The sequence below is a fragment of the Streptomyces sp. NPDC005533 genome, from assembly GCF_042871845.1.
Taxonomy (GTDB): domain Bacteria; phylum Actinomycetota; class Actinomycetes; order Streptomycetales; family Streptomycetaceae; genus Streptomyces.
On sequence record NZ_JBIAJH010000029.1, the window covers coordinates 15,892 to 41,717 of the forward strand.

The 25,826-nt window shown below is 73.6% G+C and carries 21 protein-coding genes; 7 read left to right on the forward strand and 14 right to left on the reverse strand.

Annotated elements, in window-relative coordinates; translation table 11 throughout:
- Positions 1-26: 26 nt before the first annotated feature.
- On the forward strand, positions 27-731 hold the full coding sequence (npdG, locus tag ACFYP3_RS26045; protein WP_388837060.1) for an NADPH-dependent F420 reductase: 705 nt from the start codon (positions 27-29) through the stop codon (positions 729-731).
- A gap of 111 nt (positions 732-842) precedes the next feature.
- On the opposite strand, the gene ACFYP3_RS26050 is transcribed toward npdG, so the two are convergent.
- Positions 843-2,939 (reverse strand): TerD family protein, encoded by a 2,097-nt coding sequence (locus tag ACFYP3_RS26050; protein WP_388837062.1) that lies wholly within the window; start codon positions 2,937-2,939, stop codon positions 843-845.
- A gap of 239 nt (positions 2,940-3,178) precedes the next feature.
- On the opposite strand from ACFYP3_RS26050, the gene ACFYP3_RS26055 reads away from it, so the two are divergent.
- Positions 3,179-3,361 carry a hypothetical protein gene (locus ACFYP3_RS26055; RefSeq protein WP_030723453.1) on the forward strand — a complete coding sequence of 61 codons (183 nt, stop codon included), beginning with the start codon at positions 3,179-3,181 and terminating at the stop codon, positions 3,359-3,361.
- Between the two features lie 28 nt (positions 3,362-3,389).
- On the opposite strand, the gene ACFYP3_RS26060 is transcribed toward ACFYP3_RS26055, so the two are convergent.
- Positions 3,390-4,181, reverse strand: coding sequence for a site-2 protease family protein (locus ACFYP3_RS26060; protein ID WP_388837064.1), 792 nt, complete (start codon positions 4,179-4,181; stop codon positions 3,390-3,392).
- Between the two features lie 73 nt (positions 4,182-4,254).
- Here ACFYP3_RS26060 and ACFYP3_RS26065 point away from each other — a divergent pair, with 73 nt between their 5' ends.
- Positions 4,255-7,797, forward strand: a complete 3,543-nt coding sequence (locus ACFYP3_RS26065) for a BTAD domain-containing putative transcriptional regulator (protein WP_388837067.1) — start codon at positions 4,255-4,257, stop codon at positions 7,795-7,797.
- Positions 7,798-7,854: 57 nt separating this feature from the next.
- On the opposite strand, the gene ACFYP3_RS26070 is transcribed toward ACFYP3_RS26065, so the two are convergent.
- The 3 genes from ACFYP3_RS26070 to panB form a co-directional block, all read right to left on the reverse strand.
- Positions 7,855-8,706, reverse strand: a complete 852-nt coding sequence (locus ACFYP3_RS26070) for an ABC transporter permease (protein WP_388837070.1) — start codon at positions 8,704-8,706, stop codon at positions 7,855-7,857.
- The gene (locus ACFYP3_RS26075) at positions 8,703-9,716 is read right to left on the reverse strand and encodes an ATP-binding cassette domain-containing protein (RefSeq protein WP_388837073.1); all 1,014 of its coding nucleotides are present in this window, start codon (positions 9,714-9,716) and stop codon (positions 8,703-8,705) included. The genes ACFYP3_RS26070 and ACFYP3_RS26075 overlap by 4 nt, the downstream gene beginning before the upstream one ends.
- A gap of 142 nt (positions 9,717-9,858) precedes the next feature.
- Positions 9,859-10,737 (reverse strand): 3-methyl-2-oxobutanoate hydroxymethyltransferase, encoded by an 879-nt coding sequence (panB, locus tag ACFYP3_RS26080; protein WP_388837075.1) that lies wholly within the window; start codon positions 10,735-10,737, stop codon positions 9,859-9,861.
- 286 nt (positions 10,738-11,023) lie between these two features.
- Here panB and ACFYP3_RS26085 point away from each other — a divergent pair, with 286 nt between their 5' ends.
- Entirely contained in the window at positions 11,024-12,052 is a 1,029-nt protein-coding gene (locus tag ACFYP3_RS26085) for an endonuclease/exonuclease/phosphatase family protein (protein WP_388837078.1), read from the forward strand.
- A 49-nt stretch (positions 12,053-12,101) separates the two neighbouring features.
- On the opposite strand, the gene ACFYP3_RS26090 is transcribed toward ACFYP3_RS26085, so the two are convergent.
- From ACFYP3_RS26090 to ACFYP3_RS26105, 4 genes are all read right to left on the reverse strand, one after another.
- Positions 12,102-13,856 (reverse strand): NAD+ synthase, encoded by a 1,755-nt coding sequence (locus ACFYP3_RS26090; RefSeq protein ID WP_388837080.1) that lies wholly within the window; start codon positions 13,854-13,856, stop codon positions 12,102-12,104.
- Positions 13,857-13,929: 73 nt separating this feature from the next.
- The gene (locus tag ACFYP3_RS26095) at positions 13,930-15,219 is read right to left on the reverse strand and encodes a DUF4352 domain-containing protein (RefSeq protein ID WP_388837083.1); all 1,290 of its coding nucleotides are present in this window, start codon (positions 15,217-15,219) and stop codon (positions 13,930-13,932) included.
- A gap of 134 nt (positions 15,220-15,353) precedes the next feature.
- On the reverse strand, positions 15,354-16,982 hold the full coding sequence (locus ACFYP3_RS26100) for a multicopper oxidase family protein (protein WP_388837086.1): 1,629 nt from the start codon (positions 16,980-16,982) through the stop codon (positions 15,354-15,356).
- 239 nt (positions 16,983-17,221) lie between these two features.
- Positions 17,222-17,749, reverse strand: a complete 528-nt coding sequence (locus ACFYP3_RS26105; RefSeq protein ID WP_388837089.1) for a hypothetical protein — start codon at positions 17,747-17,749, stop codon at positions 17,222-17,224.
- Between the two features lie 73 nt (positions 17,750-17,822).
- Here ACFYP3_RS26105 and ACFYP3_RS26110 point away from each other — a divergent pair, with 73 nt between their 5' ends.
- Entirely contained in the window at positions 17,823-18,524 is a 702-nt protein-coding gene (locus ACFYP3_RS26110) for a DUF998 domain-containing protein (RefSeq protein ID WP_388837092.1), read from the forward strand.
- A gap of 101 nt (positions 18,525-18,625) precedes the next feature.
- Positions 18,626-19,462 carry an alpha/beta fold hydrolase gene (locus ACFYP3_RS26115; RefSeq protein WP_388837208.1) on the forward strand — a complete coding sequence of 279 codons (837 nt, stop codon included), beginning with the start codon at positions 18,626-18,628 and terminating at the stop codon, positions 19,460-19,462.
- Here the strand turns inward: ACFYP3_RS26115 and ACFYP3_RS26120 are convergent.
- The 4 genes from ACFYP3_RS26120 to ACFYP3_RS26135 form a co-directional block, all read right to left on the reverse strand.
- Positions 19,447-19,866: a CBS domain-containing protein gene (locus ACFYP3_RS26120; protein WP_388837095.1), complete on the reverse strand. Its 420-nt coding sequence runs from the start codon at positions 19,864-19,866 to the stop codon at positions 19,447-19,449. The two genes, ACFYP3_RS26115 and ACFYP3_RS26120, sit on opposite strands and share 16 nt — an antisense overlap.
- A gap of 299 nt (positions 19,867-20,165) precedes the next feature.
- Positions 20,166-20,855 (reverse strand): DUF305 domain-containing protein, encoded by a 690-nt coding sequence (locus ACFYP3_RS26125; protein WP_388837098.1) that lies wholly within the window; start codon positions 20,853-20,855, stop codon positions 20,166-20,168.
- A complete protein-coding gene (locus ACFYP3_RS26130) occupies positions 20,852-21,553 on the reverse strand; it encodes a DUF3105 domain-containing protein (RefSeq protein WP_388837100.1) in 702 nt (233 codons plus the stop codon). The genes ACFYP3_RS26125 and ACFYP3_RS26130 overlap by 4 nt, the downstream gene beginning before the upstream one ends.
- Positions 21,554-21,606: 53 nt before the next feature.
- On the reverse strand, positions 21,607-22,038 hold the full coding sequence (locus ACFYP3_RS26135) for a hypothetical protein (protein ID WP_388837103.1): 432 nt from the start codon (positions 22,036-22,038) through the stop codon (positions 21,607-21,609).
- Positions 22,039-22,210: 172 nt separating this feature from the next.
- Here ACFYP3_RS26135 and ACFYP3_RS26140 point away from each other — a divergent pair, with 172 nt between their 5' ends.
- A complete protein-coding gene (locus ACFYP3_RS26140) occupies positions 22,211-23,572 on the forward strand; it encodes a glutamine synthetase family protein (RefSeq protein ID WP_388837105.1) in 1,362 nt (453 codons plus the stop codon).
- A 115-nt stretch (positions 23,573-23,687) separates the two neighbouring features.
- On the opposite strand, the gene ACFYP3_RS26145 is transcribed toward ACFYP3_RS26140, so the two are convergent.
- Complete coding sequence (locus ACFYP3_RS26145; RefSeq protein WP_388837108.1) at positions 23,688-25,748, reverse strand: PIG-L family deacetylase; 2,061 nt, start codon at positions 25,746-25,748, stop codon at positions 23,688-23,690.
- Positions 25,749-25,826 lie beyond the last annotated feature (78 nt).

Below are 25,826 nucleotides of genomic sequence, written 5' to 3' on the forward strand. Positions count from 1 at the left end.
GGCTACCCGGCAGTACTCTCGCCCCCATGACTTCCTCAGACAGCACGCAGAAGCCGCCGGTCAAGGACCCGTGGGAGCTGCCGGACGTGTCCGGCCTCGTCGTCGGCGTCCTCGGCGGCACCGGCGACCAGGGCCGCGGCCTCGCCTACCGGCTCGCCCGCGCCGGCCAGAAAGTGATCATCGGCTCGCGCGCCGCCGACCGCGCCGAGGCCGCCGCCGAAGAACTCGGCCTCGGCGTCGAGGGCGCCGACAACGCCGCGTGCGCGCGCCGCAGCGACATCGTGATCATCGCGGTGCCGTGGGAGGGTCACGCCAAGACCCTCGAAGCCCTGCGCGAGGACCTCGCGGGCAAGCTCGTGGTGGACTGCGTCAACCCGCTGGGCTTCGACAAGCAGGGCGCCTACGCCCTCCAGGTCGAAGAGGGCAGCGCCGCCCAGCAGGCCGCCGCCCTGCTCCCCGACTCCCGCGTCACGGCGGCCTTCCACCACCTGTCGGCGGTCCTCCTCCAGGACGAGTCGATCGACGAGATCGACACCGACGTGATGGTCCTCGGCGAATCCCGCGCCGACACGGACCTCGTCCAGGCCCTCGCCGCCCGCATCCCCGGCATGCGCGGCGTCTTCGCCGGCCGCCTGCGCAACGCCCACCAGGTCGAATCCCTGGTCGCGAACCTCATCTCCACCAACCGCCGCTACAAGGCCCACGCGGGCCTGCGCATCACGGACGTCTGAGCGGCCGCCCGAGCGGACCTCGGAGCAGGACGCTCCGCGGGCACGAGCGCCCGCTGCCGGCGCCCGGCGGAGCGGCCCTCCCCGGGCCGCACCGCCGGGCACGCCCCGCGCTCAGCCCCGCCGGCCGGGGCGCGCCTCGACGGCCCCCAGCCGGGCCACCACACCGTGGTGGAAGCGTGCGACGGCATCGTCCACGCTGCGGATGAAGCCGGACTCGGTGTTGCCGCGGCTGTTGCCCATTCCCTTGATCAGTGACAGCCGGAACCCGCTGGGCAGGGCCCCGTCCTTGGGCAGGAGATCACCCGGTTCGGGGCGCAGCCGCTCCAGGGTGCCGCGCGGCCCGTTCTCGCCTTCCACGAGGCTCTGTACGTGCAGGTCCGCCGGCGCATCGGAAAGCAGCCGCATCAGCCGCTTCACCGTGGCCAGCGGATACGCCCCCTCGGGGGCCGGGATGTCGACGGACGTGCGGATCTTCCCCGTCCGCAGGTCGGCGATGACCGCGATGACGGACCCGGCCCCGTCGACCCGCAGTTCCGCGGAGAGCCTGCCCTCCGTGCACAGCCTCCCGGCCGCCGCGACCCGACGGGCCCGCGGATCGCTGCCGCGCCGGGCACGCTGCACCGGCAGCGCCTTCCGGCCCAGGTCACCGCCCAGGCGCAGGCAGACCTGCCGGATGAGGCGCTCCCAGCTCTCCACGACGTCGACGGCGCGGGCGTCGGCGGGGTCGATGGTCTCGTCGTCGATGCCGTTGCGCACCGGCACCCAGGCGGGTCCCATGTTCTGGAAGCCGTGGCATCCCGAGTTCTCGTGCTGGAGGTACTCCAGGAGCTCCTGGAGGAGCCAGGCGTGGGCGGCGTTCTCGACGCCCTCGTGGCGGATCAGCATCTGGGCCTGGTGCGCGACCTCGGCCCACGACAGGTGCCACAGGCTGACCTTGTGCTTGCGCCGTCCGTCGATCTTGACGTCGACCACGGCCGCGCCTTCGAGGGCCACGTCGTTGGAGAGCGTGATCACGGCCTCGTAGCCGCGGCGGGCGGCGATGTCCACGTACTGCTGGACCTGCTCGGCCTTGAGCGCGTTGCCGTTCGTCTTCGTCTCCACCAGCGCCGTCCACAGCCTCCCCGCGCGTTCCACCCGGATCACACCGTCGGGGCGCTTCGGGGAGTCGCCGTGCGGCAGGGGAACCTCGGTGAAGGTCTGCATGCGGCCGGCCGGGGCGCCGAACGCGGCGGTGAGGCGGCGCCCCAGCTCGGGGACCTGGGCCATGACGGACAACAGGACGGAGGTCGCCCGTACTTCGCGTTCCTTGTCGCTCTTGAGGGACGGGACGGGGAACAGCCGCGCGGTCTGCCAGGAGTCGTTCTCGGCAAGGGACTTCCTGGCCACCTTGGGCAGGGTGATCTTCTTCCTCGTCGTGCGCGGAGCGCGACCGCGCGTCTGGGCCGGCACGGCGGCGGCAGCGGGGAGCGGCTCCGCTGCGGCGACGGTGCCGGCGGGGCCGGAAGGGGTCCGACCGGCCGGCGTGACCGGCGGTACGGGCAGGACCGGCACGCTGCTTGCGGGCGCCTGCGCAGCCACGGGCTCGACGGGTTCACCGGGTCGGCCGGGTGCACCGGGTTCGCCGGGTTCGCCGGCCTCCTCGGGCAGGGGGGATTCGTCGCCCTCCTCGGTGACGACGATGCCGAAGTCCGTGGCCAGCCCGGCCAGGCCGGTCTCGTACCCCTGCCCGACGGCCCGGAACTTCCACTCCTCGCCCCGGCGGTAGAGCTCACCGAAGATGAAGGCCGTCTCCACGCCCGCGCCCTCGATCGAGAATCCGACGAGGGGTTCGCCGGTCCGGTCCGCGACCGTCATCCGCAGGTCGTCGAGGTCCCCGAAGCGGGCGCCGCCGTACTGGCTGGCCGCCACCACGATCCGCGTGACGTCCTCCGCGACGGCGGTCAGGTCCACGCTGATGCGGTCCTCGTCCCCGCTGTCGGTCGGCGTCTTCCCGAGGAGCTGCACGCTGCCGTCGGCGGCCGCCGGATGGTTGTAGAAGTAGAAGTCGTTCTCGCTGCGGACCTTGCCGTCCTCGCCCAGGAGCAGTACGGAGACGTCGGCGTCGCCCGCTCCGGAGGTGCTGGTCCAGCCCAGACTCACGACGACGGAACCGGCGTCCTCGCTGAGGGCGGTCAGGCTGACGTTCGCACCCTTTGAGATCTCCTGCATGTCTTCCCCCCACTCACCGGCGTCGTCCGTCGCGGGCGGAGCGGGCCGGGATGTTCGCTCTGTCGCGCCCCCGATACGGCGCGTCACCGGCGAACCGTAGCGTCGGGCGGCACGAGAGGTCAGGCAAAAGGGGAAACGGGCCGCTCGCGGTTCGCCGTCGGTCCTTACGGCAGCACTGCGGGGCATGGGGGACACTGGTGGGGCTCGACCGCCTTCAGTGTTCCCGAGGAGCTCCTTCCATGCCCCGCCTTGCCGTCTTCGCCGTTGTCGTCTGCGTCCTTGCGGTGGCCGCGGCCGTCGTCGCCTTCGTCGAGGGCAGCTTCCTCGGGATCGTCTGGGTGCTGCTCGCGGGCCTCACGTCCAACCTGGCCTGGTACTACCTGCGCAAGGCCAAGGCCGAGAAGGCCGCGCGGACCTCGTAGCCGCCCGGGCGGGAGCCGGCGCCCCCGGTCAGCGGGCCGCGCAGAAGCCGGCGTCCTGCCAGAAGCGGTAGAGGGCGCGGCCGCAGTCCGTCTCCACGTCCGAGACGCCGAGTGCGGACAGCAGGTCGCGGACCACGCCGAAGAAGAAGAAGTTCACCTCCGGGATCCACAGCAGCGCGAACACGGCGATCAGGCCGAACGGCGCCAGCGGCTCCACCTCGCGGCGCACGCGGTACGACAGCCAGGGCTCGACGACCCCGTAGCCGTCGAGGCCCGGCACCGGCAGGAAGTTCAGGATCGCCGCCGAGACCTGGAGCAGGGCCAGGAAGGCGAGGGCGTACCGGAAGGGCATCGGCACCCCGTCGAGGGCGTCCAGCCAGAACGGGGCCGTGCAGACGACGGCGAACGCCACGTTCGTCAGCGGGCCGGCCGCCGAGATGAGGCTGTGCTTCCAGCGCCCCTGGATCCGGCCGCGCTCGATGTAGACGGCGCCGCCCGGCAGGCCCAGCCCGCCCAGGATCACGAACAGCACCGGCAGCACGATGCTGAGCAGCGCGTGCGTGTACTTCAGCGGGTTCAGCGTCAGGTAGCCCTTGGCGCCAACCGACAGGTCGCCGCTGTGCAGGGCGGTGCGGGCGTGCGCGTACTCGTGCAGGCAGAGGGAGACGATCCACGCCGACGTCACGAAGAGGAACACCGCGAGCCCGGTGCTCGTCGAGTACCCGGTCCACACGGCCCAGCCGGTGACGGCCATGACGGCGAAGATCCCGAGGAATACCGAACTGATCCGCCGCTCGTCGCGGCCGCCCTGATGACCCATGCCGGGAAACCTATCCCGGGCGCGCGGAGGAAAACGGTTCGGGGCTGGGCCGGGGTCCGGGGACAATGGGCCGGTGCGTTACGCGATTCTCGGCACCACCCAGGCCCTTCATGCCGACGGAACTCCCGTCGGCGTCGGCGGAGCGCGCCTGCGGGCGCTCCTGACCGCGCTCGCGCTGCGGCCGGGGCGGGTGGTGCCGGCCGCGCTGCTGGTCGCCGAGGTGTGGGACGGCGACCCGCCGGCCGACGCGCCGGCCGCCCTGCAGGCACTCGTCGCCCGGCTGCGGCGGGCCCTGGGACACGAGGCCGTGCGCTCCGCGGAGGGCGGCTACCAGCTCGCCGCCGACCGCGAGGACGTCGACCTGTACCGCTTCGAGCGCCTCGCCAGGGCCGCGGCCGAGACGCGGGACCCGGCCGAGGCCGCCGCCCGGTACGAGGAGGCCCTCGCCCTGTGGCGCGGACCGGCCCTCGCCGACCTGCCCGACCCGGGCGCGGAGTCCACGCGCTGGGAGGCCGTACGGATGGACGCGCGCCGCGGCCGGCTCGCGGCGGCCCTGGACCTGGGCCGGGCGGAGCAGGCCCTGCCGGAACTGACCGCGCTGTGCGCCCGGCAGCCGCTGGACGAGCCGCTGCAGATCCTGCGGATCCGGGCGCTGCGCGACGCGGGCCGCCCGTCGGAGGCGCTGGCCGCGTACGACGCCGTACGCCGGGACCTGGCGGCCCGGCTGGGCACGGACCCGGGCCCCGCCCTGCGTGCCCTGCACACCGAACTCCTGAACCCGCCGGCCGCGGGGCCCCCGCACCCCGCCGCCTCCGCCTCCGCCTCCGACGGCGATGCCCGCCACCGCACGGCCCCGCACCCGGCGGACGCCGGAGCCGGCGCGCCCGCGCATCCGGACCGGCCGCTCGCGGGCCCGACCCCACCTCCCGGCACCGCCGGCCCGACCCCGGACGGACGATCGGCCCGGCCGGGCCACGGCGCCACCGCCCACGCCGCCGGCTCCGGCCCGGCCTCGTACGCGGTCCAGCCGGGCGCCGCAGGGCCCGGCCCGGGGCCGTATCCGCTGTCGGCGCCCGAGGCGGCCCCGCGGGGCGGGGGGAACCTGCGGGCGCGGCTCACCACCTTCGTCGGCCGTGAGGACGACATCCGCGTCATCGGGGACGATCTCGCGCGGTCACGGCTCGTCACGCTGCTCGGGCCCGGCGGGGCCGGCAAGACCCGGCTCTCGCAAGAGGCCGCCGAAGCGCACGCCGCCCGCGGCGGATGGCCCGACGGCGTGTGGTTCGTCGAGCTGGCGCCCGTGGACGACCCGGAGGACGTCGCCGAGGCCGCGCTCGCCGCGCTCGGAGCCCGCGAGACCAAGCTGCGCGGCGCCGCCGCCGAGGAACTGCGGGCCCTGACCGACCGGGCCGGGGACGACCCGCTGGACCGGCTCGCCGAACACTGCGCGCGGCAGCGGCTCCTGCTGCTGCTCGACAACTGCGAGCACGTCATCGGCGCCGCCGCCGAGCTGGCCGAGGAGCTCCTCGCGCGCTGCCCCGGCGTGCAGATCCTGGCCACCAGCCGCGAACCGCTCGGTGTGCCCGGGGAGTCGCTGCGGCCGGTGGAGCCGCTGCCCGATCCCGTCGCGCTGCGCCTGCTCGGTGACCGCGGGGCCGCCGCCCGCCCGGGATTCCGTACGGACGACGACCCGGCCGCCGCCGCCGAGATCTGCCGGCGCCTGGACGGGCTGCCGCTCGCGATCGAGCTGGCCGCCGCCCGGCTGCGGCTGCTCACCCCGCGCCAGATCGCGGACCGGCTCGACGACCGCTTCCGGCTCCTGACCAGCGGCGCCCGTACGGTCCTGCCCCGCCAGCAGACCCTGCGCGCCGTCGTCGACTGGTCCTGGGACCTCCTCGACGAGCCCGAACGCACCGTCCTGCGCCGGCTGTCGGTGTTCGCGGGCGGCTGCGACCTCGCCGCCGCCGAGGCCGTCTGCGCCGACCCGTCCTACGACACCGCCGACGTCCTCGGCTCCCTCGTCGACAAGTCCCTCGTCGTCGCCGCCCCCGGTCCCGACGGCTCCGGCATGCGCTACCGCCTCCTGGAGACCGTCGCCGAGTACGCCGACGAGCGCCTCGCCGCCGCCGAGGGCGACCGCGAGCACACCGAGCGCCGCCACCTCGTCCACTACCGCGAACTGGCCCGCACCAACGAGCCCCTGCTCCGCGGTCACGGGCAGCGGGCCGCCACGGAGCGGCTCGTCACCGAGTACGAGAACATCCGTACCGCCCTGCGCCGCGCGGTGGCCGCCCGCGACGCCGGTGAGGTGCTGTGCCTCGTCCACTCCCTGGGCTGGTACTGGCACATGCACGACCTGGCCACCGAGTCCCGGCACTGGTCCGCGGCGGCCGCCGCGCTCGGCCCCGACCCCTTCGCGGCGCCGTCCGCCCCCGCCGAGCCCGTCTACCAGCGGATCGTCGACGCGCCCCCGCCGTACACCGGCGAACTGCTCACCGAGGCCTGGCGCGGGATCCAGCTGATCCGGCTGGCCGCCCGCGACCAGAACAGCGACACCTGGGACACCCCCGAGGTCCGGGCCCAGATCGACGGCGTGCTCGCCACCTACCGGCCGGGGCTGCCGCAGACCTGCCGGTCCCCTTCCTTCCTCTGGATCTACGCCGTCATGATCGCGGGCGACGCCGGGCTGCTCCAGCGCGTCGTGCACGAGACCGTCGAGACCGCCCGTTCCTTCGGCTACCGCTGGGAGCTCGCCTCCGCCCTGCAGCTGCGGGCCAACATCCTCGCCAACCGGGCGGACTGGGCCGGTGACGCCTCCCGCGACGCCGAGGAGAGCCTGGCCCTCTTCCGCGAGCTCGGCGACGACTGGGGCTGCGCCGAGGCGCTGTCGGCGCGCGCCGAGTCCCGGGAGAAGCGCGGCATGTACGCGCTGGCCGCCGAGGACTTCCGCGCGGCCATCGAGCACGCCGAACGCCTGGGCGCCAAGGCCCAGGTGACGGTGTTGCGGGTCCGGATGGCCGGGACGCTGATCGAGAACGGGGAGGCCGAGGAGGCCGAGGCGATCCTCACCGAGATCACGGCGAGGTGGCAGGGGTACGGGAACGAGGCCATGCCCGCCGCCCGGATGTTCCTCGCGGGCCTGCTCGGCCGCACCGGCCGGATCGCCGAGGCCCGGGCCCAGCTCCAGGCGCTGCGCGAGGACTTCGCGCTCGGCGCGTACGCCGTCTTCGACGTGTTCCTGCTCGCCACGATGGCCTGGCTGGACAACCGGGAAGGCCACCACGCGGAGGCGCTGGTGCGGATCCGCGAGGCCACGAGCAGGGTCGGGGACCCGCTCGTGATGATGGTCGCCCCGCAGCTGCCCGCCGTGTACCTGCTGACCGGGGCCGTCTCCCTCGTCTCGCTCGGCGGTCCGCGCCGCGCGTACGACGCCGTCCGGCTGTTCGGTGCCTACCGCACCCACCTGCCGCCCGAGCACTTCCCGATCACCACGGAACGCGAGGACGGCGCCCTCGTCGAGGAGCGGGGGCGGGCGGCGCTCGGCGACGCGGCCTTCGAGAAGGCGTACGCCGAAGGCGGCGGCCTCACCATGGAGGAGGCCACCGCCCTCATCTGACCCGGCCCCCGGCCGGTGTCCGCCCGGGACGCGATCCGGAGTGGACCGGTCCGTGGGTCAGGTCTTCTGGCGGAACTTGCGCACCGCGAGCGGCATGGTGACCGCCGTGATGGCGAGCGACCAGGCCAGCGTCATCCACACCGAGTCGCCGACCGGAGTGCCGTTGATCAGGGCACGGGCGGCGTCCGCCAGGTTGGACAGCGGGTTGTAGTCCGTGAAGGCCTGCAGCCAGCCCGGCATCGTGGACGGCATGGCGAAGATCGAGCTGCCGAACTGCAGCGGCATCAGGACCAGCATCGCCATGCCCTGGACGGCCTGCGCGGTCTTCATGGTCAGACCCAGCAGGATGAAGATCCACATCAGCGAGGCGCCGAAGACGACCGACAGGCCGACGGCGGCGAACAGGTCCAGGACCGAGCCGTCGATCGACAGGCCGAGGATGAAACCGACGCAGAGCAGGATCGAGATCGCGATCAGCATCCGGCCGATCTCGACGACGATCTTGGCGAGGAGGACGGACGAGCGGGCGATCGGCATGGACCGGAAGCGGTCCATCACGCCCTTCTTGAAGTCGTCGTTGACCCCGGTGCCCACCGCCATGGCGATGTTCATGCCCATCATGGCCATCAGGCCCGGCACCAGGTAGCTGACGTACTCGCCCTGGTTGCCCTTGCCGGAGACGGCGCCGCCGAACACGAACACGAACAGCAGCGTGAAGATGATCGGCATGAACAGGACGTCGAACATCGACTCGGGGTCCTGCTTGATCTGGAGGGCGTTGCGGCGCACCAGGGCGCCGATGTGCCGCAGATTGGCCCGCAGGCCGATCCGGCCCTCGCCCGGGTGCGCGGCCAGCGAGGCCGGAGCGGGCGCGGTGGGCGCGGGCTTCGTCGTGGTTACGGTGCTCATGCCGCGACCTCCTCGGTCTTCTCGGTGGGGACGGAGTCCTCGACGAGGGTGGGCTTCTGACCGGTGATGGCCAGGAACACCTCGTCGAGGCTGGGCAGGTAGGTGCCGAGGTCGGCGATCGCGTACCCGCGGCCGGCCAGCAGGCCGACCACGGCGGTCAGCTGCTCGTCGCTCAGGATCGGCACCAGCAGCACGCCCTCGTCCGGCACGGCCTGGGAGCCGGCCACGCCGTCCAGTCCGGCCTCGGCCAGCGCGCGGGCCATGCCCGGCAGGTCGGCGGAGGCCACGGGGCGGATCTTCAGGGTGCGGCCGCCGACACGGGCCTTCAGCTCGTCGACCTTGCCGTTGGCGATGACCTTGCCGCGGTCGATGACCGTCAGCTCGCTCGCCAACTGCTCGGCCTCCTCCATGTACTGGGTGGTGAGCAGCACGGTGGCTCCCTCGGCGACCAGCCGCTGGACCTCGTCCCACACCTCGTTGCGGGTGCGGGGGTCGAGACCGGTGGTCGGCTCGTCCAGGTAGAGCACGGCCGGGTTGCCGATCAGGGAGGCGGCGAGGTCGAGGCGACGGCGCATGCCGCCGGAGTAGTTCATGACGGCCTTCCTGGCCGCCTCGGTCAGGGAGAACCGCTCCAGCATCTCGTCCGCGCGGCGGCGGGCGTCCTTGCGGGAGAGGTCGAGCAGCCGCCCGATCATGTAGAGGTTCTCCCAGCCGGAGAGCTTCTCGTCGACCGAGGCGTACTGCCCGGTGAGGCCGATGGTGCGGCGCAGCTGCCGCGGCTGGCGCACCACGTCGAACCCGGCGACGAGGGCGGTGCCGGCGTCGGGGACGACCAGGGTGGAGAGGCAGCGGACGAGGGTGGTCTTGCCGGCTCCGTTGGGGCCGAGGACTCCGAGGACGGTGCCTTCCCGGACGTCCAGGTCCACGCCGTCGAGCGCCTTGGTCTCGCCGTAGTGCTTGACCAGCCCCCGTACCTCCACGGCGTTGGGCTTCTTGTCGTTTCGCGTCATGCCCCCATGGGAGCAGCCGCCACTGACAAAGCACCGACAGCCGACCGACAAAAGTACGACAGACGTACGACAGCCCGCCGACACGAGGTCGGCGGGCCGCGGTGAGCGGTGGGGCGGCCGCCGGCGCGGCCGCCCGACACCGTCAGTGGAAGGCGTGCTCCGCCTGCGGGAACGTTCCGCCGACCACGTCCTCGGCGAAGGCCTTCGCCGCGTCGCCCATGGTCGCGCGGAGGTTCGCGTACTGCTTCACGAACCGCGGCAGCTTGCCGCCGGTCAGGCCCATCATGTCGGTCCACACCAGCACCTGCGCGTCACACTCCGAGCCCGCGCCGATGCCGACCGTCGGGATGTGGAGGGAGCGGGTGACCTCGGCGGCCAGCTCGGCCGGGACGAGCTCCAGCACCACCGCGAACGCGCCCGCGTCCTGCGCCGCCTTCGCGTCGCGCAGCAGCTGGTGCGCGGCCTCGTCGCCGCGCCCCTGCACCCGGTAGCCCATGGCGTTGACCGACTGCGGGGTCAGTCCCAGGTGGGACATGACCGGGATGCCGGACTGCACGATCAGCTCGGTCTGGGCCAGCGAGCGCTCGCCGCCCTCCAGCTTCACCGCTCCCACCCCGGCCTCCTTCACGAGCCGGGTGGCACTGCGCAGCGCCTGCACGGCGCCTTCCTGGTACGAGCCGAACGGCATGTCGCCGATGACCAGGGCGCGGCTCGTGCCCCGTACGACGGCCGCCGAGAGCATGGTCATCTGGTCCATCGTCACCGGGACGGTGGAGTCGTAGCCGAGGTGGCAATTGCCCATGGAGTCACCGACGAGGATGACCGGGATGCCGGACTCGTCGAAGACGGAGGCGGTCATCGCGTCGTAGGCGGTGAGCATCGGCCACTTCTCGCCGCGATCCTTGGCGAGCGTCAGGTCGCGGACGGTGATGCGCCGGGTGCCCGTGCCTCCGTACAGGGTGGGAGAGCCCGACGGAGATGCTGCCAGGGGTTCGCGGGCAGGCGAAACGGCATGCGTCATTGCAACTGCTCCTTGTGTCATCTCGAGGCACCCTCACGGCGTCCCCGGACTTACCCACCATGGTGGCATCCGCGGGGCCGAAGGCGGAAGTGGCGGGCGGCACACCCGGCCCGAGGGATCCAATGTGCGCGTTTCGTGACAAGCGGAACCCCGTGCGCACGGCCGTTCGTCCTCCCGGACGTACGACCGTCACGGACGGTCGTGACGTACGACACGGAAGGCTCCGTGCATCGCCTAGGGTCAAGGGGCGGCGACGGAGCGCGAGCACGGCAGTGAGGGCAGTGGCATGGCACAGGCGTACATGACGGAATCGGGGAACGGCGGCTCGGACCCCGAGCCCTCCGGGTCCCGCTTCCGGCGCCGGCTGGCCGAACTGGGCAAGGACCCCGGGATCTGGCGGCGCGGATGGGTGATCGCCGCGACCGCCCTGCTGATGGCACTGGTGATGATCTTCCATGCGGAGCTGCCCAACGACGTGGGCAACCTCGGCAGCCTCACCGAGACCTTCCTGCCCTGGCTGGGCCTGGCCGTCCCGCTCCTGCTGGCCGGCGCCGTCTTCCGCAGGTCCGCGACCGCGCTCATCGCCCTCGTGCTGACGGGCGCGGTCTGGGTGAACCTGTTCGGCGGCCTGCTGACCGACAAGTCCGGCTCCGGCGGCAACCTCGTGGTCGCCACCCACAACGTCGACGCCGACAACCCCGACCCGGCCGGCACCGCCCGGTCCGTCGCCGGGTCCGGGGCCGACGTCCTGGCCCTGACCGAGCTCAAGGGAAGCGCCGTCCCCGTCTACGAGCGGGCCCTGGCGGGCACGTACAAGTACCACTCCGTCGAGGGCACGGTCGGCCTCTGGAGCAAGTACCCGCTGAGCGCGAGCGCGCCCGTCGACATCAGGATGGGCTGGACCCGGGCCATGCGCGCCACCGTCGACACCCCGCACGGGAAGATCGCGGCCTTCGTCGCGCACCTGCCCTCCGTCCGGGTCAAGCTCAAGGCCGGCTTCACCGCGAACCAGCGCGACGACAGCGCCGACGCGCTGGGCGCCGCCCTCGCCGCCGAACCCCTGAAGAAGGTCATCCTGCTCGGCGACCTCAACGGCACCATGAACGACCGCGCCCTGTCCGAGGTCACCTCGCAGATGCGCTCCACCCAGGGTGCGGCCGGCGACGGCTTCGGCTTCAGCTGGCCGGCGCAGTTCCCCATGGCCCGGATCGACCAGATCATGGTCCGCGGGATCCGGCCGGAGGCCTCCTGGACCCTGCCGCGCACGGGCAGCGACCACCTTCCGGTCGCCGCCCGCGTCACGGTCAGGCCCTGACGCGGGCGGCCGCCGGGCACGGCCCGGTGCCCGGCGGCCGACGCGGGGGCTACGCCTGCTCGCGCCAGCCGTTCGTGATGGGCAGCCGGCGGTCCTTGCCGAAGCCCTTCGCCGAGATCTTCGTACCCGGCGGGTACTGGCGGCGCTTGTACTCCGCCGTGTCCACCATCCGCAGGGTCCTGGCGACCAGCTCGCGGTCGAACCCGGCCTCCACGATGGCCTCCACGCCCTGGTCACGGTCCACGTACAGGGCGAGGATCGCGTCGAGCACCGGGTAGTCCGGCAGCGAGTCCGTGTCCACCTGGCCCGGGCGCAGTTCGGCGCTCGGCGGCTTCACGAGGGTGTTCTCCGGGATCGGTGGGGTCTCGCCGCGCTCGGCGGCGGCCCGGTTGCGGTACTGCGCGAGCCGGAAGACGTCCGTCTTGTAGACGTCCTTGATCGGGCCGTACGCGCCCACCGAGTCGCCGTAGAGCGTGGAGTAGCCGACGGCCAGCTCCGACTTGTTGCCCGGGGCCAGCACGATGTGGCCCTCCTGGTTGGAGAGCGCCATCAGCATGGTGCCGCGCAGCCGGGACTGGAGGTTCTCCTCGGCCAGGCCGGTGAGGCCGAGCGAGCCCATGTACGCGTCGAACATCGGCTCGATCGACACGGTCCGGAAGTTCAGGCCGGTCCGCTCGGCCAGGTCGGCCGCGTCCCCCTTGGAGTGGTCCGAGGAGTACTTCGAGGGCATCGAGACGCCGTACACGTTCTGCGCGCCGATCGCGTCGCAGGCGATGGCGGCGACGAGCGCGGAGTCGATGCCGCCGGAGAGCCCGATCAGGACGGAGCGGAAGCCGTTCTTCCTGACGTACGCGCGCAGCCCCACGACCAGCGCGTCGTAGACCTCCTCGGCGTCGTCGAGCCGATCGGCGTACCCGCCGGTGACGACGGGCTCGTACGCCTCCACGGGCTCCTCGGAGAGGATCACGCGGTCGATGCGCAGTCCGTCGTCCACCACGCCCTCGGGGGCGTCGGCGCGCGCGGCCGGCAGGTCGAGGTCGACCAGGACACAGCCCTCGGAGAACTGCGGGGCGCGGGCGATGACCTCACCGGCGGCGTCGACGACGATCGAGTCGCCGTCGAAGACCAGCTCGTCCTGGCCGCCGATCATCGCCAGGTAGGCGAGGGTGCAGCCGGCCTCCTGCGCCCGCTTCCGGACCAGTTCCAGGCGCAGGTCGTCCTTGTCGCGCTCGTACGGGGAGGCGTTGACCGAGATCAGCAGTCCGGCCCCGGCGGAGCGGGTGGCCGGGACCCGGCCGCCCTCCTGCCAGAGGTCCTCACAGATGGCCAGGGCCACGTCGACGCCGCCGACCCGGATCACCGGCTGGGTGTCGCCCGGCACGAAGTACCGGAACTCGTCGAACACCCCGTAGTTCGGCAGGTGGTGCTTGGCGAAGCGCAGGACGACCCGCCCGCGGTGCAGCACCGCCGCCGCGTTCTCGGGGGAGCCGGCCGGCTTGCCGAGCCGGGGGACGGCCTTCTCGGTGCGGTCGAGGTAACCGACGACGACCGGCAGCTCGCCGAGGCCCTCGTCCGCCAGCCGCACCGCGAGCTCGCGCAGCGCGGTGCGGGAGGCCTCGACGAAGGAGCCGCGCAGGGCGAGGTCCTCGACGGGGTACCCGGTCAGCATCATCTCCGGGAACGCCACCAGGTGGGCACCCTGCTCGGCGGAGTGCCGGGTCCAGTGGACGACCGAGTCGGTGTTGGCGGCGATGTCGCCGACGTGCGAGTCGATCTGATTCAGAGCGAGGCGTAGTTGAGGCACGGCGCCCAGTCTAATCGTCTTTCTGACGCGATGTCCTGGGTCCGGGCCGTCCGGGCCGTCAAGTGTGCCCGGGTCAGCCGATCGGGCCGCTGAACTTCGCGTCGGGCAGCAGGATTCCGGGGGAGATGGCGGCGCTGACGCGCTCGGTGCCCTCCGGGACCTCGAAGGCCACGGTCCCGCTCGCGGACTCGCCCGGCAGGATGTCGCCCGTGACCATCTTCGGGACGTCGCCGTCGAAGACGAGCTTGGCGGTCGTCCCGTCCTCGTCGCGGACGGTGGGCATCGCGTAGATGACCTGGTGCGTGGCCGACGAGCCGTTGGTGATGGTGAGCGTCATCACCACCGCGTTGCCCACCTTGGAGTACGTGTTCTTCGTGACGTACTTCTTCGGCGCCGAGAGGCTCACCTTGACGCCGTTCGGATACGTGAAGGTCTCGCCGAACGGCAGCGCGCCGGTCAGGCCCGGGACCTGGGAAGGCGACGGGGACGCGGACGGCCAGGGCTCACCGCTGGGGTAGAGCCCCTCCAGGTCCAGCTCCTCCTCGTCGATGTCGAGCCCCTGCTCGTAGCGGCCGGAGGCGTTGTCGAGGAAGACGGCCGTGAGGAAGAAGCCGCCGACGGAGGCGGCGAGGCCGAGCACGCCGAGGACGGTGCCGACGACGGACATCGCCTTGTTCGGGGCGCCCTTGCCGGCGCGGACGAGCGCGCCGATGCCGAGGCCCGTGGCGACGATGGCCAGCAGGGCGCCCGCCCAGAAGAAGAGGGGCACGAGGCCGGTCATGATGGCGAAGCCGGCGACGATCACGGCGGCGAGGGCCAGGCCGTTGGTGGTCGGCGGGCCCTGCGGGTGACCGGCGTACGGGACCCCGCCGAAGCCGGGCTGTCCCCACGCGGGGGGCGCGCCCCAGACGGGGGCCGGGCCGCCGGGGCCGGTCGGCGGGCCCGGAGCGGGGGCGGGCGGGGCGAACGGCGAGGGGGCGGGGGCGGCCGGGGCGCCGTGCGCCGCGGGCGCGGCCGGTGCCGCGGGCGCCTGGGGAGCCGAGGGGGCGGGTGTGGCCCAGGGGTCGGCGGGGGCGGGCGTTGCCCAGGGGTCGGCGGGCGTGTCGGCGGGCGCCGGGGCCTCGGGAGCGACGGCGTCGGCCGGGGGCTCGGGGGCGGCCGGGGCCTCGGGGGCCGCTGCCGCCGGGGGCTTTTCGAGCGACAGGGGCGGCGCGTCGGCCTCCGGGGCTGCCGCGGCCGGGGACTTGGCGAGGGACAGGGGCTGCGTGGACGGCGCCGGTATGGAGGCGGCCTCGGCCGTCGGGGTGCCCGCGGGCTCCTCGGACGGGCCGGGAGGGGTGCTGGGCGGGTTCGGCGTGCTCATACCGGCGGGGCGTCCTTCGTCGCAGATGCTGTGATCACCGCAAGGGTGCCATGACCGCGGTCCGCGCCCACCCGAATTCCGGCCGGTCCCGGGCCGGCCGCCGAGGGGCCGACCCGGGACCGTACGGCCGCCGCCTACAGCCGGTAGCCCAGCACCGTCATCATTCCGGACTCCGAGTGGTAGACGTTGTGGCAATGGACCATCCACAGCCCGGGGTTGTCCGCGTCGAAGTCCGCGGTGAGCCTCCCGCCCGGCAGGACGATCGCGGTGTCCTTGCGCGCCCCGCCGCCCCCACCGGCCAGCGCGAAGGTGTGGCCGTGCAGGTGCACGGGGTGCCACATCGGCGTCGCGTTGCGGAACTCCAGCCGGACCCGTTCGCCCGCCTTGACCGGATGCCGCTGGTCCGGGGTGTACGGCTTGCCGTCGAAGGCCCAGTTGTACCGGGTCATGGAGCCGGTGAGGCGGATCTGCACCGTACGGTCCGGCTCGCGCGCCGCCAGTACGGCCGCACCGGCGGCCCTGAACGAGTCCGCGGACGGCGGCGGCACGTCCAGTTCGGCCGGCCGGGTCGCGGCCGTGGGCGCCGTACCCGTCCCGGTGCGCAGCACCGCCAGCGCCGACTGACCCTTGCCCTCGGCCAGCGCGGTGAGCGGGAACACCCCGTCCCCGGCGGTGACCAGGACGTCGTACCGCTCGCCCATGCCCAGCAGCAGTGAGCTCGCCTCCGCGTGCTCCACCGGGTAGCCGTCGGTGTGGGTGACCGTCATCTCGTGGCCGCCGAGGGCGAGCCGGAAGGCGGTGTCCCCGCCCGCGTTGATGATGCGCAGCCGGATGCGGTCCCCCGGACGGGCGGTGAAGACCGACGGGTCCTGCGGCACCCGGCCGTTGATCAGGTAGTGGGGGTAGGCGACGTCGCCCGCGTCCTTGCCGAGGATGTCGCTGTCGGCGCCCATGAGGAGGTGGGAGCGGCCGCCGGTGCCGCCGGCCCCGGGGGCGGGCGGGGCGGGCGCGGCGCCGTGCCCGGCGTGGCCTCCGCCGCCCGCGCCGCCGCCCCGGTTGCCGCCCCCGGTCGTGCCCTTGCGGAGCTCGGCCAGGACGGCGTCCGGGGTGACGCCGTCCACCCCGTCGATCCAGTCGTCCAGGACCACCACCCACTCCTTGTCGTAGGACAGGGGCTCCTTCGGGTCCTCGATGATGAGCGGGGCGTAGAGGCCGCGGTCCTGCTGGACCCCGGTGTGGGGGTGGAACCAGTACGTGCCCGGCTGGGCGACGGCGAACTTGTACGTGAAGGATCCGCCCGGGGCGATGTCCCGCTGGGTCAGCCCCGGGACCCCGTCCATGTCGTTGCGCAGCGCGAGGCCGTGCCAGTGCAGGGAGGTGGCCTCGGGGAGGTTGTTGGCCAGGGTGAGGGCCAGGGTGCCGCCGGCGGTGGCGCGGATCTCCGGGCCCGGCAGCTTGTCCCCGTACGCCCAGGAGCGGACGGTCCGCCCGGCGCCGAGGTCGAGCGGGGTGGCGGTGGCGGTGACCTTGACCTCGGTGAGCGGGCCGGTGGCCTTGCGGGCCGCCTCGGCGGCGCGGACCTCGGGCCCCGCCGGGTCCACGTACCCGGCGGGGCCGTCGACGGCGGATCCGCCGTGGTTCATGGAGCCGTGGCCCGGGCCCGAGGAGCGGGGGGAGGAGCCGGAGCAGGCGGCGAGCAGTCCGGAGCCGGCGAGGGCCGCGGATGCGCCGAACACGGCGCGACGGGTGGGAAGAGAGCGCATGGGAGCACCTCGTGGGTCTGGTGGTACGGATTCATGGGCGCGGTTCGGCGCCGCCTCGCGGGCGTACGGGCGTACGGGTACGACATGCGGGCACGGGCATGCGGGCACGCGGGGTGCCGGGCACCGCGGGCGTGCCGACGTCCCGACGTCCCGACGTCCCGGCGTGAGGGCGTACGGGCACGTGGGCAGCGCGGGCACACGGACGTACGGGCATGCGGAGGCGACGGCCGGGGCCGGGCCTATACCCGCAGGACCGCCAGCCGGGTGAGGAGCTCGCGGGGCGAGGGCGGATCCGGGCCACCGGACCGGCCCGGTATGCGGGCCGCGCCCCCGAGCGGCGCGGTGTCGCGGGAGCCGGCCGGTCCGGCGCCGAGGTACAGCAGGACGAGCCCCGCGAGCACGGCGGAGCAGACCGACACGGGGTCCATGCCGGTGCCGGGCCACTGCGTCCCGGCCGCCTGCGCCGGGCCGGGTCCCCCGGCCGATGCCAGGGCCGGTTCGGCCGGTTCGGCCGGTTCCAGGGCCGGCAGGGGGTCCTGCCCGGGGTCCGGCGCCGTCGGCGGGGGCGCCGGGTTGTGGTGCGCGCCACCGTCCGCGGCCGGGCCGGGTGACCCGGCCGAGGCAACGGAGCGGGCCGCGGACACGTCCTCCATGGCATGGGAGTCAGCCGGATGGCCGAGGGTGTGCATGGTGACGATGCCCAGCAACAGCGCGGCGAGCAGCAGCGACCGGAGTCCCGGGGCGGCTCGCTCAGCACTGCGCGTCATGGCGGGAACCCTACCCGGGGTGGGTATCCGATCATAGGAACGACCCCCGGGTCTGCTTAGGATTAGTCGCACTATGTCCCCACATGGCCTCTCTCCGCGGACTGCCTGGCCGGTCGCCGTGCTGATCGGTCTCGCCGGCGCCGCGTACACCGCGTGGGTCCTCGAAGTCGTGCTCTCCACGGGCCTCAACCCCATCGAGACGTACGTCAGCGAACTCGCCGCCCAGGACCAGCCGCTCGGCGGCCTGTTCCGGGCCACCGACTTCACCGCCGGGCTGCTCGCCTTCGCCGGCGGACTGCTGGCCCTGTCCCGGCTGCTGAAGTACGCCGAGTCGCGCCGCATCTGGGCGGTCGTCGGCTGGGCCGGGGTCACCCTCTTCGGCGCGGCGACCGCCGCCGACGCCTGGCTGCCGCTGAGCTGCACGCCCACCGTGGACCCCGAATGCGCCGCCCTGGAGACCGCCGGGCTGGTCCCCGCCACCCACCGGGCCCATGCCGTCAGCAGCAGCCTCGCCATGACCGGTGCGCTCGTCGGCCTGGTGGCCCTGACCGTCGCCGCCCGCCGCTACGGCTGGTTCGCCCCGCTCGCCCACTACGGGCCCGCGCTCGTCACCCTCGAACTGCTGGCCACCGCCTGGACGCTGACGGCCATCGCGCTGTTCACCGCCGGGCGCGGGACCTGGGCGCTCGGCGCGGGGCAGCGGCTCCAGGTGCTGCTCGTCGCGCTCTGGCTCGGCCTGCTCGCGTACTCGGTCCACAAGGAGGGCCGCACGTGACGCCGCCGCACGTGACGCCGCCGCACGTGTCGCCGTACGAGGACCCGTACGAGGGCAGGCGCGCGGCTCCGGCCGCGAGCGGCGCCGGCCGGTTCGTCCGCGTGGACGGGGTGCCGCTGCACGTCGTCGTCGAGGGCCGGGGTCCCGTGTGCGTGCTCAGCGCCGGGCTCGCCATGGCCTGGTTCGACTGGAGCCCCGTCGCCGCGCTGCTCGCCGCCTCGGGCCGCACCGTCGTCCGTTTCGACCGCCCCGGCCACGGCCTCAGCGGCCCGGCCGACGAGCCCCCGACCACCGCCGGTGAGGCCCACCGGATCGCCCGCCTGCTGGACGCACTCGCTCTCCCCGACCCGGTCACCGTCGTCGGGCACTCGATCGCCGCGTTCCACGCCGAGGCCTTCGCCCGCCTGTACCCGCGGCGCACCGCCGCCCTGGTCCTCCTCGACGGCAGCGTCGAGGAGGACCCCCGTCCGGTGCTGCCCGCCGCGCTGCGCACCGGCGCCGCCCGCGCCCTCGGCCGGGCGGTGACCGCCGTCGGGCTGCCGGCCGCCCTGGGGCCACTGGCCCGGCGCGCCGCCGTACGGGCCTCCCGCACCGGCGGCTCCGACCCGATCGCACGGGACCTCGTACGCCGCTGCTACCGCACCGGCCGCGTCTGGCGCGGCGCCCTGCTGGAGAACTCCCGCTACCCGGACATGGCCGCCGAGCTGCTCGCCCTGCGCGGGACGCACCCGCTGGCCGCCCCCACCACCGTCCTCGCCGGCCACGACGGCTCGGCCGGCGCCGGCGCCCTGCGCTGGCGGGCCCGCCAGGCGGACCTCGCGGCCGTGCTCGGCGCGCGCTTCGAGGTCGCCGAGCCCGCCGGGCACCTGGTCATGTTCGACCGCCCGGACCAGGTGGCCCGGGCGGTCCGCGACGCCGCCGGTCAGCCCCTCGCGTAGACCTTCTCGGCCCAGCCCGCGATCTGCTCGTCGGAGAGGTGCTTGGCCAGGTCGGCCTCGCTGATCATGCCGACCAGTTTCTTGTCGCTGATCACCGGCAGCCGGCGGATCTGGTGGCTCTGCATCTCCTCCAGCACCTCGGAGACGTCCGCGCCCGCGTCGATCCAGCGCGGGGTGCCCCGGGCCATGTCACCGGCCGTGGTCTTCGACGGGTCGTGTCCCTTGGCCACGCAGCCGACCACGATGTCGCGGTCGGTCAGGATCCCGCAGAGCCGTTCCTCGGAGTCGCTGATGGGCAGCGCGCCCACGTTGAGCTCGCTCATCAGCTGGGCGGCCCGGTCCAGGGTCTCGGTGGCGGGGATCCACTGGGCCCCCCTGTGCATGATCTCTCCGGCGGTGGTCATCGCATCAACCTCCTGAGCGCCGTACGAGCGGCGGGGCGCGGCCGCGCCCGCCTCGGCGTCCCCCGGCCCACGGACCGCGGTGCCACTCCACGCACGGACGGGGAGTGCACGCCCGTACGGGCGAGAGGGCGCCCTCCCACCACCGTACGGGCGTGTCCCGTCACCCGCGCGGCGCATGCCCGGTCACCCGCGCGGCGCATGCCCGGTCACCCGCGCGGCGCATGCCCGGTCACCCGCGCGGCGCATGCCCGGTCACCCGCGCGGGCGCGTGTCCGGTCAGCCGGCCGGCGCTGCGCCGGTCAGCCGCGCGGGGCTGCTCCGCGCTTCCCGAGCATGTCCGCCATCAGCGCGAGCTCCGAGCGCTGCGCGTCGACCATGCCCTGGGCCAGCGCCCGCTCGACCGGGGTCACGCACTGCTGCGCGCAGCCCTCGGCCATCGCGACGCCGCCCTTGTGGTGGTCGGTCATCAGCTGGAGGAAGAGCACCTCCGCGTCCCGCCCGGAGGCGGCCCCCAGCCGCTCCAGCTCCTCCTTCGTGGCCATGCCGGGCATCAGCGCGCCGGGCTGGGCCGCGCCGTGCTCCGCATGCCCGCCGTGGCCCGCCGAAGCCCCCATCCAGGACATGGGGGGCTCGTCGGCCACGACCTTCGGCAGCCCCCACAGGTCCAGCCAGCCGAGCAGCATGCCCCGCTGGTTGGCCTGGGTGTTGGCGATGTCGAAGGCGAGGGTGCGGACCGGCTCGTCCTGGGTGCGGTCCCGCACGATGAAGGACATCTCCACCGCCTGCTGGTGATGCACCGCCATGTCCCGGGCGAAGCCCGCGTCGGGGGAGTGCGGTCCCGGCGTGGCGGGGGCGGCGGCCCGGGGCGGCGCACCGGCCCCGCCGTTCGCGGCGGCGACCGTGGCCGCCGCCGCGAACAGCAGCGCCAGCAGGACGGCCGTGCCCGCGACCCAGTACGTGCGGGGCGTGCGCGGCGTGGGGCCGGTCACTTGTCGGCCAGCCCGTTCGTGCAGGCCGCGCCCGGTTCGGGGGTCTGCTCGCCCTGCACGTACTTGGTGAAGAACTGCTTCACCCGCGGGTCGTCCGCCGTCTCCACGGTCAGCTGCTTGCCCCACGCGCTGAGCATGATCGCGCCGGCCTGCTCCTTGATCGGGCTCATCAGCGTGTACGGGGTCTTGCCGACGGTCGCGGCGAGCTTGTCCACGTCGGCCTTGGCGGCCTTCTCGTTGTACGTCACCCACACGGCCCCGTGCTCCAGCGAGTGCACGGCGTTCACCTCGGGCAGCGGGTTCTTGTAGACGTCCCCGTTGCAGTTCATCCAGCGGGGGTGGTGGTCACCGCCGACCGGGGGGTTCATCTCGTACTTCACCGGGGTCTCGACGTGGTTGCGGCCGAGTTTCTTCGCGTCCCAGGCCTGCTCGCCCTCGACGGGCTTCTTGCGGACCTCCTCGGCCTCCTTGCGGATCTGCTCCGCGGCTTCCTTCTTGCGCTGCTCGGTCTGCTTCTGGTCGATCAGCACCCATGCGCCGAAACCGACCAGACCGGCGACGACGACCGTCGAGACCGTGATCGCGATGGCCTTGTTGCGCCGCTCCCGTATCTTCTCGGCGCGACGCATCTCGGCTATGCGCGCCTGGCGGGAGTGCGGGTCGGTGTGCTGCTGGGTCCTGCCGGACTTGCTGGCCATGTGCCCTTGTTCCTTCTGCTGAGGGGGGTGGACGGAACGCGAAACCGGACCTGTCAGGTCCGCAGCACCTGGAGGGCATGCAGGTCGGGGGCGCGCGCGAGCGGCCCGGGCGGCCGGATCCGGCCCGCCCCGGAGACCTCGGCGGCGGGCGGCGGCTCGCCGCCCGGCACGGTCACGGCGGGCGCCGGCACGGGCAGTACGCCCGGGGTCACGTGCGCGAGGGAGGAGCAGCCGGGCAGGTCGTACGGGGACGCGCAGACGGCGTGCGCCGTGCCGGGCGCCTCGCCGTGCGCCGCCGGCTCGGCGCGCGCGCCCGCCGGCGCGGCCACGGGGGACGCGTCGGACCGGGACGCACACAGGAACAGCGCGCCGGTCAACACCCCGACCAGCACCCCGACCAGCGCCCCGAAGACCGTCAGCAGCAGGGCGCGCCGAAGGTCGGGACGTCCCCGACGCCCCGGCCGCACGCACTGCAGGCCCCCCATGGGCGCAGATGGTAATGCTCATGACGGCTCCGAGGTCAGTGCGGGGGTGCCGCGAGCTTTCCCGGGTGCGTAATGTGGCGGAAACCACCACTGGCGATACTGGGCGGGCCCGACTGTGTCCCGAACCGTGAGGCGGTGGTGCACAGGCCGTCTGAACTGCGAGGATGAAGGCATGGACAAGCAGCAGGAATTCGTCCTCCGGACGCTTGAGGAGCGCGACATCCGGTTCGTGCGCCTGTGGTTCACCGACGTACTGGGCTTCCTGAAGTCCGTCGCGGTCGCCCCCGCGGAGCTGGAGCAGGCCTTCGACGAGGGCATCGGCTTCGACGGCTCCGCCATCGAGGGCTTCGCACGGGTCTACGAGTCCGACATGATCGCCAAGCCGGACCCGAGCACGTTCCAGATACTGCCGTGGCGTGCCGAGGCCCCCGGGACCGCCCGGATGTTCTGCGACATCCTCATGCCGGACGGCTCCCCGTCCTTCGCGGACCCGCGCTACGTCCTCAAGCGCATCCTGGCCAAGACCTCCGACCTGGGCTTCACCTTCTACACGCACCCGGAGATCGAGTTCTTCCTGCTGACGGACAAGCCGCTGGACGGCACCCGCCCGGTCCCGGCCGACAACTCCGGTTACTTCGACCACACCCCGCAGAACGTGGGCATGGACTTCCGCCGCCAGGCGATCACCATGCTCGAATCGATGGGCATCTCGGTCGAGTTCAGCCACCACGAGGGCGCCCCCGGCCAGCAGGAGATCGACCTCCGCTACGCCGACGCCCTCTCCACGGCCGACAACATCATGACCTTCCGCCTCGTCATGAAGCAGGTCGCCCTCGAACAGGGCGTCCAGGCCACCTTCATGCCGAAGCCGTTCTCGGAGTACCCGGGCTCGGGCATGCACACCCACCTCTCCCTCTTCGAGGGCGACCGCAACGCCTTCTACGAGTCGGGCGCCGAGTACCAGCTCTCCAAGGTCGGCCGCTCTTTCATCGCGGGCCTGCTCAAGCACGCCGCCGAGACCGCGGCGGTCACCAACCAGTGGGTCAACTCCTACAAGCGCATCTGGGGCGGCTCCTCCCGCAGCGCCGGCGCGGGAGGCGAGGCCCCCTCGTACATCTGCTGGGGCCACAACAACCGCTCCGCGCTGATCCGCGTCCCGATGTACAAGCCGGGCAAGACGGGCTCCTCCCGCGTCGAGGTCCGCTCGATCGACTCGGGCGCCAACCCCTACCTGACGTACGCCGTCCTCCTCGCGGCCGGCCTCAAGGGCATCGAGGAGGGCTACGAACTCCCCGCGGGCGCCGACGACGACGTCTGGGCCCTCTCCGACGCCGAACGCCGCGCGATGGGCATCGAGCCCCTCCCGCAGAACCTCGGCGAGGCCATCTCCCTGATGGAACGCAGCGAACTGGTCGCCGAAACCCTCGGCGAGCACGTCTTCGACTTCTTCCTGCGCAACAAGAAGCAGGAATGGGAGGAATACCGCTCGGAGGTCACCGCCTTCGAACTCCGCAAGAACCTCCCGGTGCTGTAACAGCAGGTCAGCGCCACTGTCAGAATTTTCTGACACTCCGGGCCGGTGGCACTCAGCCGCCGGCCCGGAGCCGTTTCATTCGGGCCGCGTGTTCGGCCGGGCCGGTGGTCGGGGGTCAGTGGACCGCGCGGTGCCAGGTGGGGTGGGTGGGGGTGGTGGGTGTGGTGGTCGTGTGGAGTTCGGCGTCCAGGCCCAGGACCGCTGTCGTGGTGGTGCCGGTGGGTTCGAGGACGGCCGAGGGGGCGCCGGCGAAGAGCATGCGGGATTCCGTCCAGGCAGGGGGGCCGCCGAGGCCCGTCGTGCCGATGGTGCCGCTCTCGGCGCGGCCCGCCACGAGGCGGCCCGCGGCGCCGACCGCGCCGTAGCCGGCCCGGCCGCCCGCCTCCGCGACGCTGGAGACCTGGGGCCTGGCGCTGGGGCCCGCCGTGACCAGGGCGGTGCGTACGACCCCGGAGTCGGGGCGGCGGAAGTACAGGCGCACGCCCGCGCCCTCCGGGGAGGCCGAGAGGGGGACCGTCGTGGCGGGCAGGCCCGTCGGTGACGGTCCGGCCAGCGTGGCGCCCGCGGCGGGCTGGGTCCAGGCCAGTACGGACTTGGTGGTGGTGGCGTACACGTGGCGCCGCCCGGCGGTGTCGACCGCCGTCACCGGGTCGCCCTGCAGGTCATCGCCGCCGAGGCGCTGCCAGGGGGAGAAGCCGCCGTCCGGCAGCTGGGCGCTGGCGCGCAGCGTGCGGCGCGAGTCGCGCAGGTAGACCGTGAGGAGGCCCTGCCCGTCCACGGCGGCCGCGGGGGCGCTGATCGCCGAGGTGCCCTCCTCGTCGGTCCGTTCGGGGGTGCCGAGCGACTGCCACGGGCCGAACGGCCCGTCGGGCGCGGACTGGACGGCGTACACGACGTCGCGCCGGTAGTCGGCGGGCGCGGAGCCGAGGGCGGTGCGGGTGGCGAGGACGGCGACGCGGCCGTCGGGGAGGCGGGCGGTGTTCGCCCCCGGGTCGATGCCCGTGCCCGGGAGGAGGACCGGGCCCGTCCAGTCGCCGCCGGACCCCCGCGTCCAGTACGCCATCTGGCCGTCGAGCACGGCGAACGCCCAGAGGCGGCCCGGCGTTCCCTGCGTCAGCCAGGAGGTGCTGTCGGCGCGGGTGTAGCGCAGCGACTGGGCCCAGTTACGCCCGGTCGGGTTGCCCGCCACCTTGCGGTCGCCGCACCCCGAGGGGCTGCCGCAGTGGTCCTGGTGGTCCTGCCAGGCGTAGGTCCGCAGGTAGTTGGTCTTCACCTCGGCCGTCTGCGGGTCCAGCGAGTGGGGCAGGGTGCTGTTGTGGTAGCCGAGGTAGCTCTGGACGGAGAAGCGGGGGCGGCGCCGGACCTGGGCGGCGTAGGCGGCGGTGGCGGCCTGCACGAAGCGCGCCCCGTACATGTGGTCCTGGTGGTCGGTGTACCGGCCGCTGTCCGCGTACCGGTTCGGCGTCGGGTCCTGCATCCGTATCGTCGTCGGCCGGTACAGCTCCAGGACTCCGGCTATCGACTGGACCAGCTGGTCCTTCGTGTACGAGAACGGCTGCTTGACCGGGGTGCCGGAGGTCAGCTGCGCGTCCAGCGAGGCTATCCGCCCGTTCCACAGGCCGCGCAGGCTCTCGGGGGCGTCCCCGCCCGTGCTGCGGGCCTCGCGCAGCATCAGCCACACCAGGTTGACCTGCGGCTTCGCTATGAGGACGTCGAGCTCGGCCCGGCCGCCGCCGGCGGTGGGTATGACCGTGCGCTTCCACGCGCTGGTGCGGTCGCCGGTGGCCATCTGGGCGTAGGCGGAGCGGATGCCGTTCTGCCGGGCCTCCGCGTAGTGGGTGCGGTCGGCGGGCTGCTCGGGGTCCTTGGCCGCGCCGCCGCCGGCCTCGTTGCGGCCGTCGGCCTCGCCGGAGGTGAGGTACGCGGTGGTGACCTGGGTGCCGCACAGCAGGGACCGGCTGAGGTCCGGGTTCATGAAGAAGAGGTCGTCGTCGGGGTGCGCGACGACCTGGACGACCGACCCGGCGGTGACGCTCGCGGGCAGGACGGCGGTCGGGCCCTTCTCCTGGGTGGCCTCGGCCGAGGTCTGCTGGCCGGAGGCCACGGAGAGCACGCCGGTGGCGCCGGCTGTCAGCACGGTGAGCAGAGCCGCGAAGCGGCGACGGGTCACGGGCATCGCGTCACGCCTTGGGTCGTTCCGGGCGGGGAATCCGCTGAGCAGTCAGAGAGAGGCCAAAACGGGGAACTTGGTTCA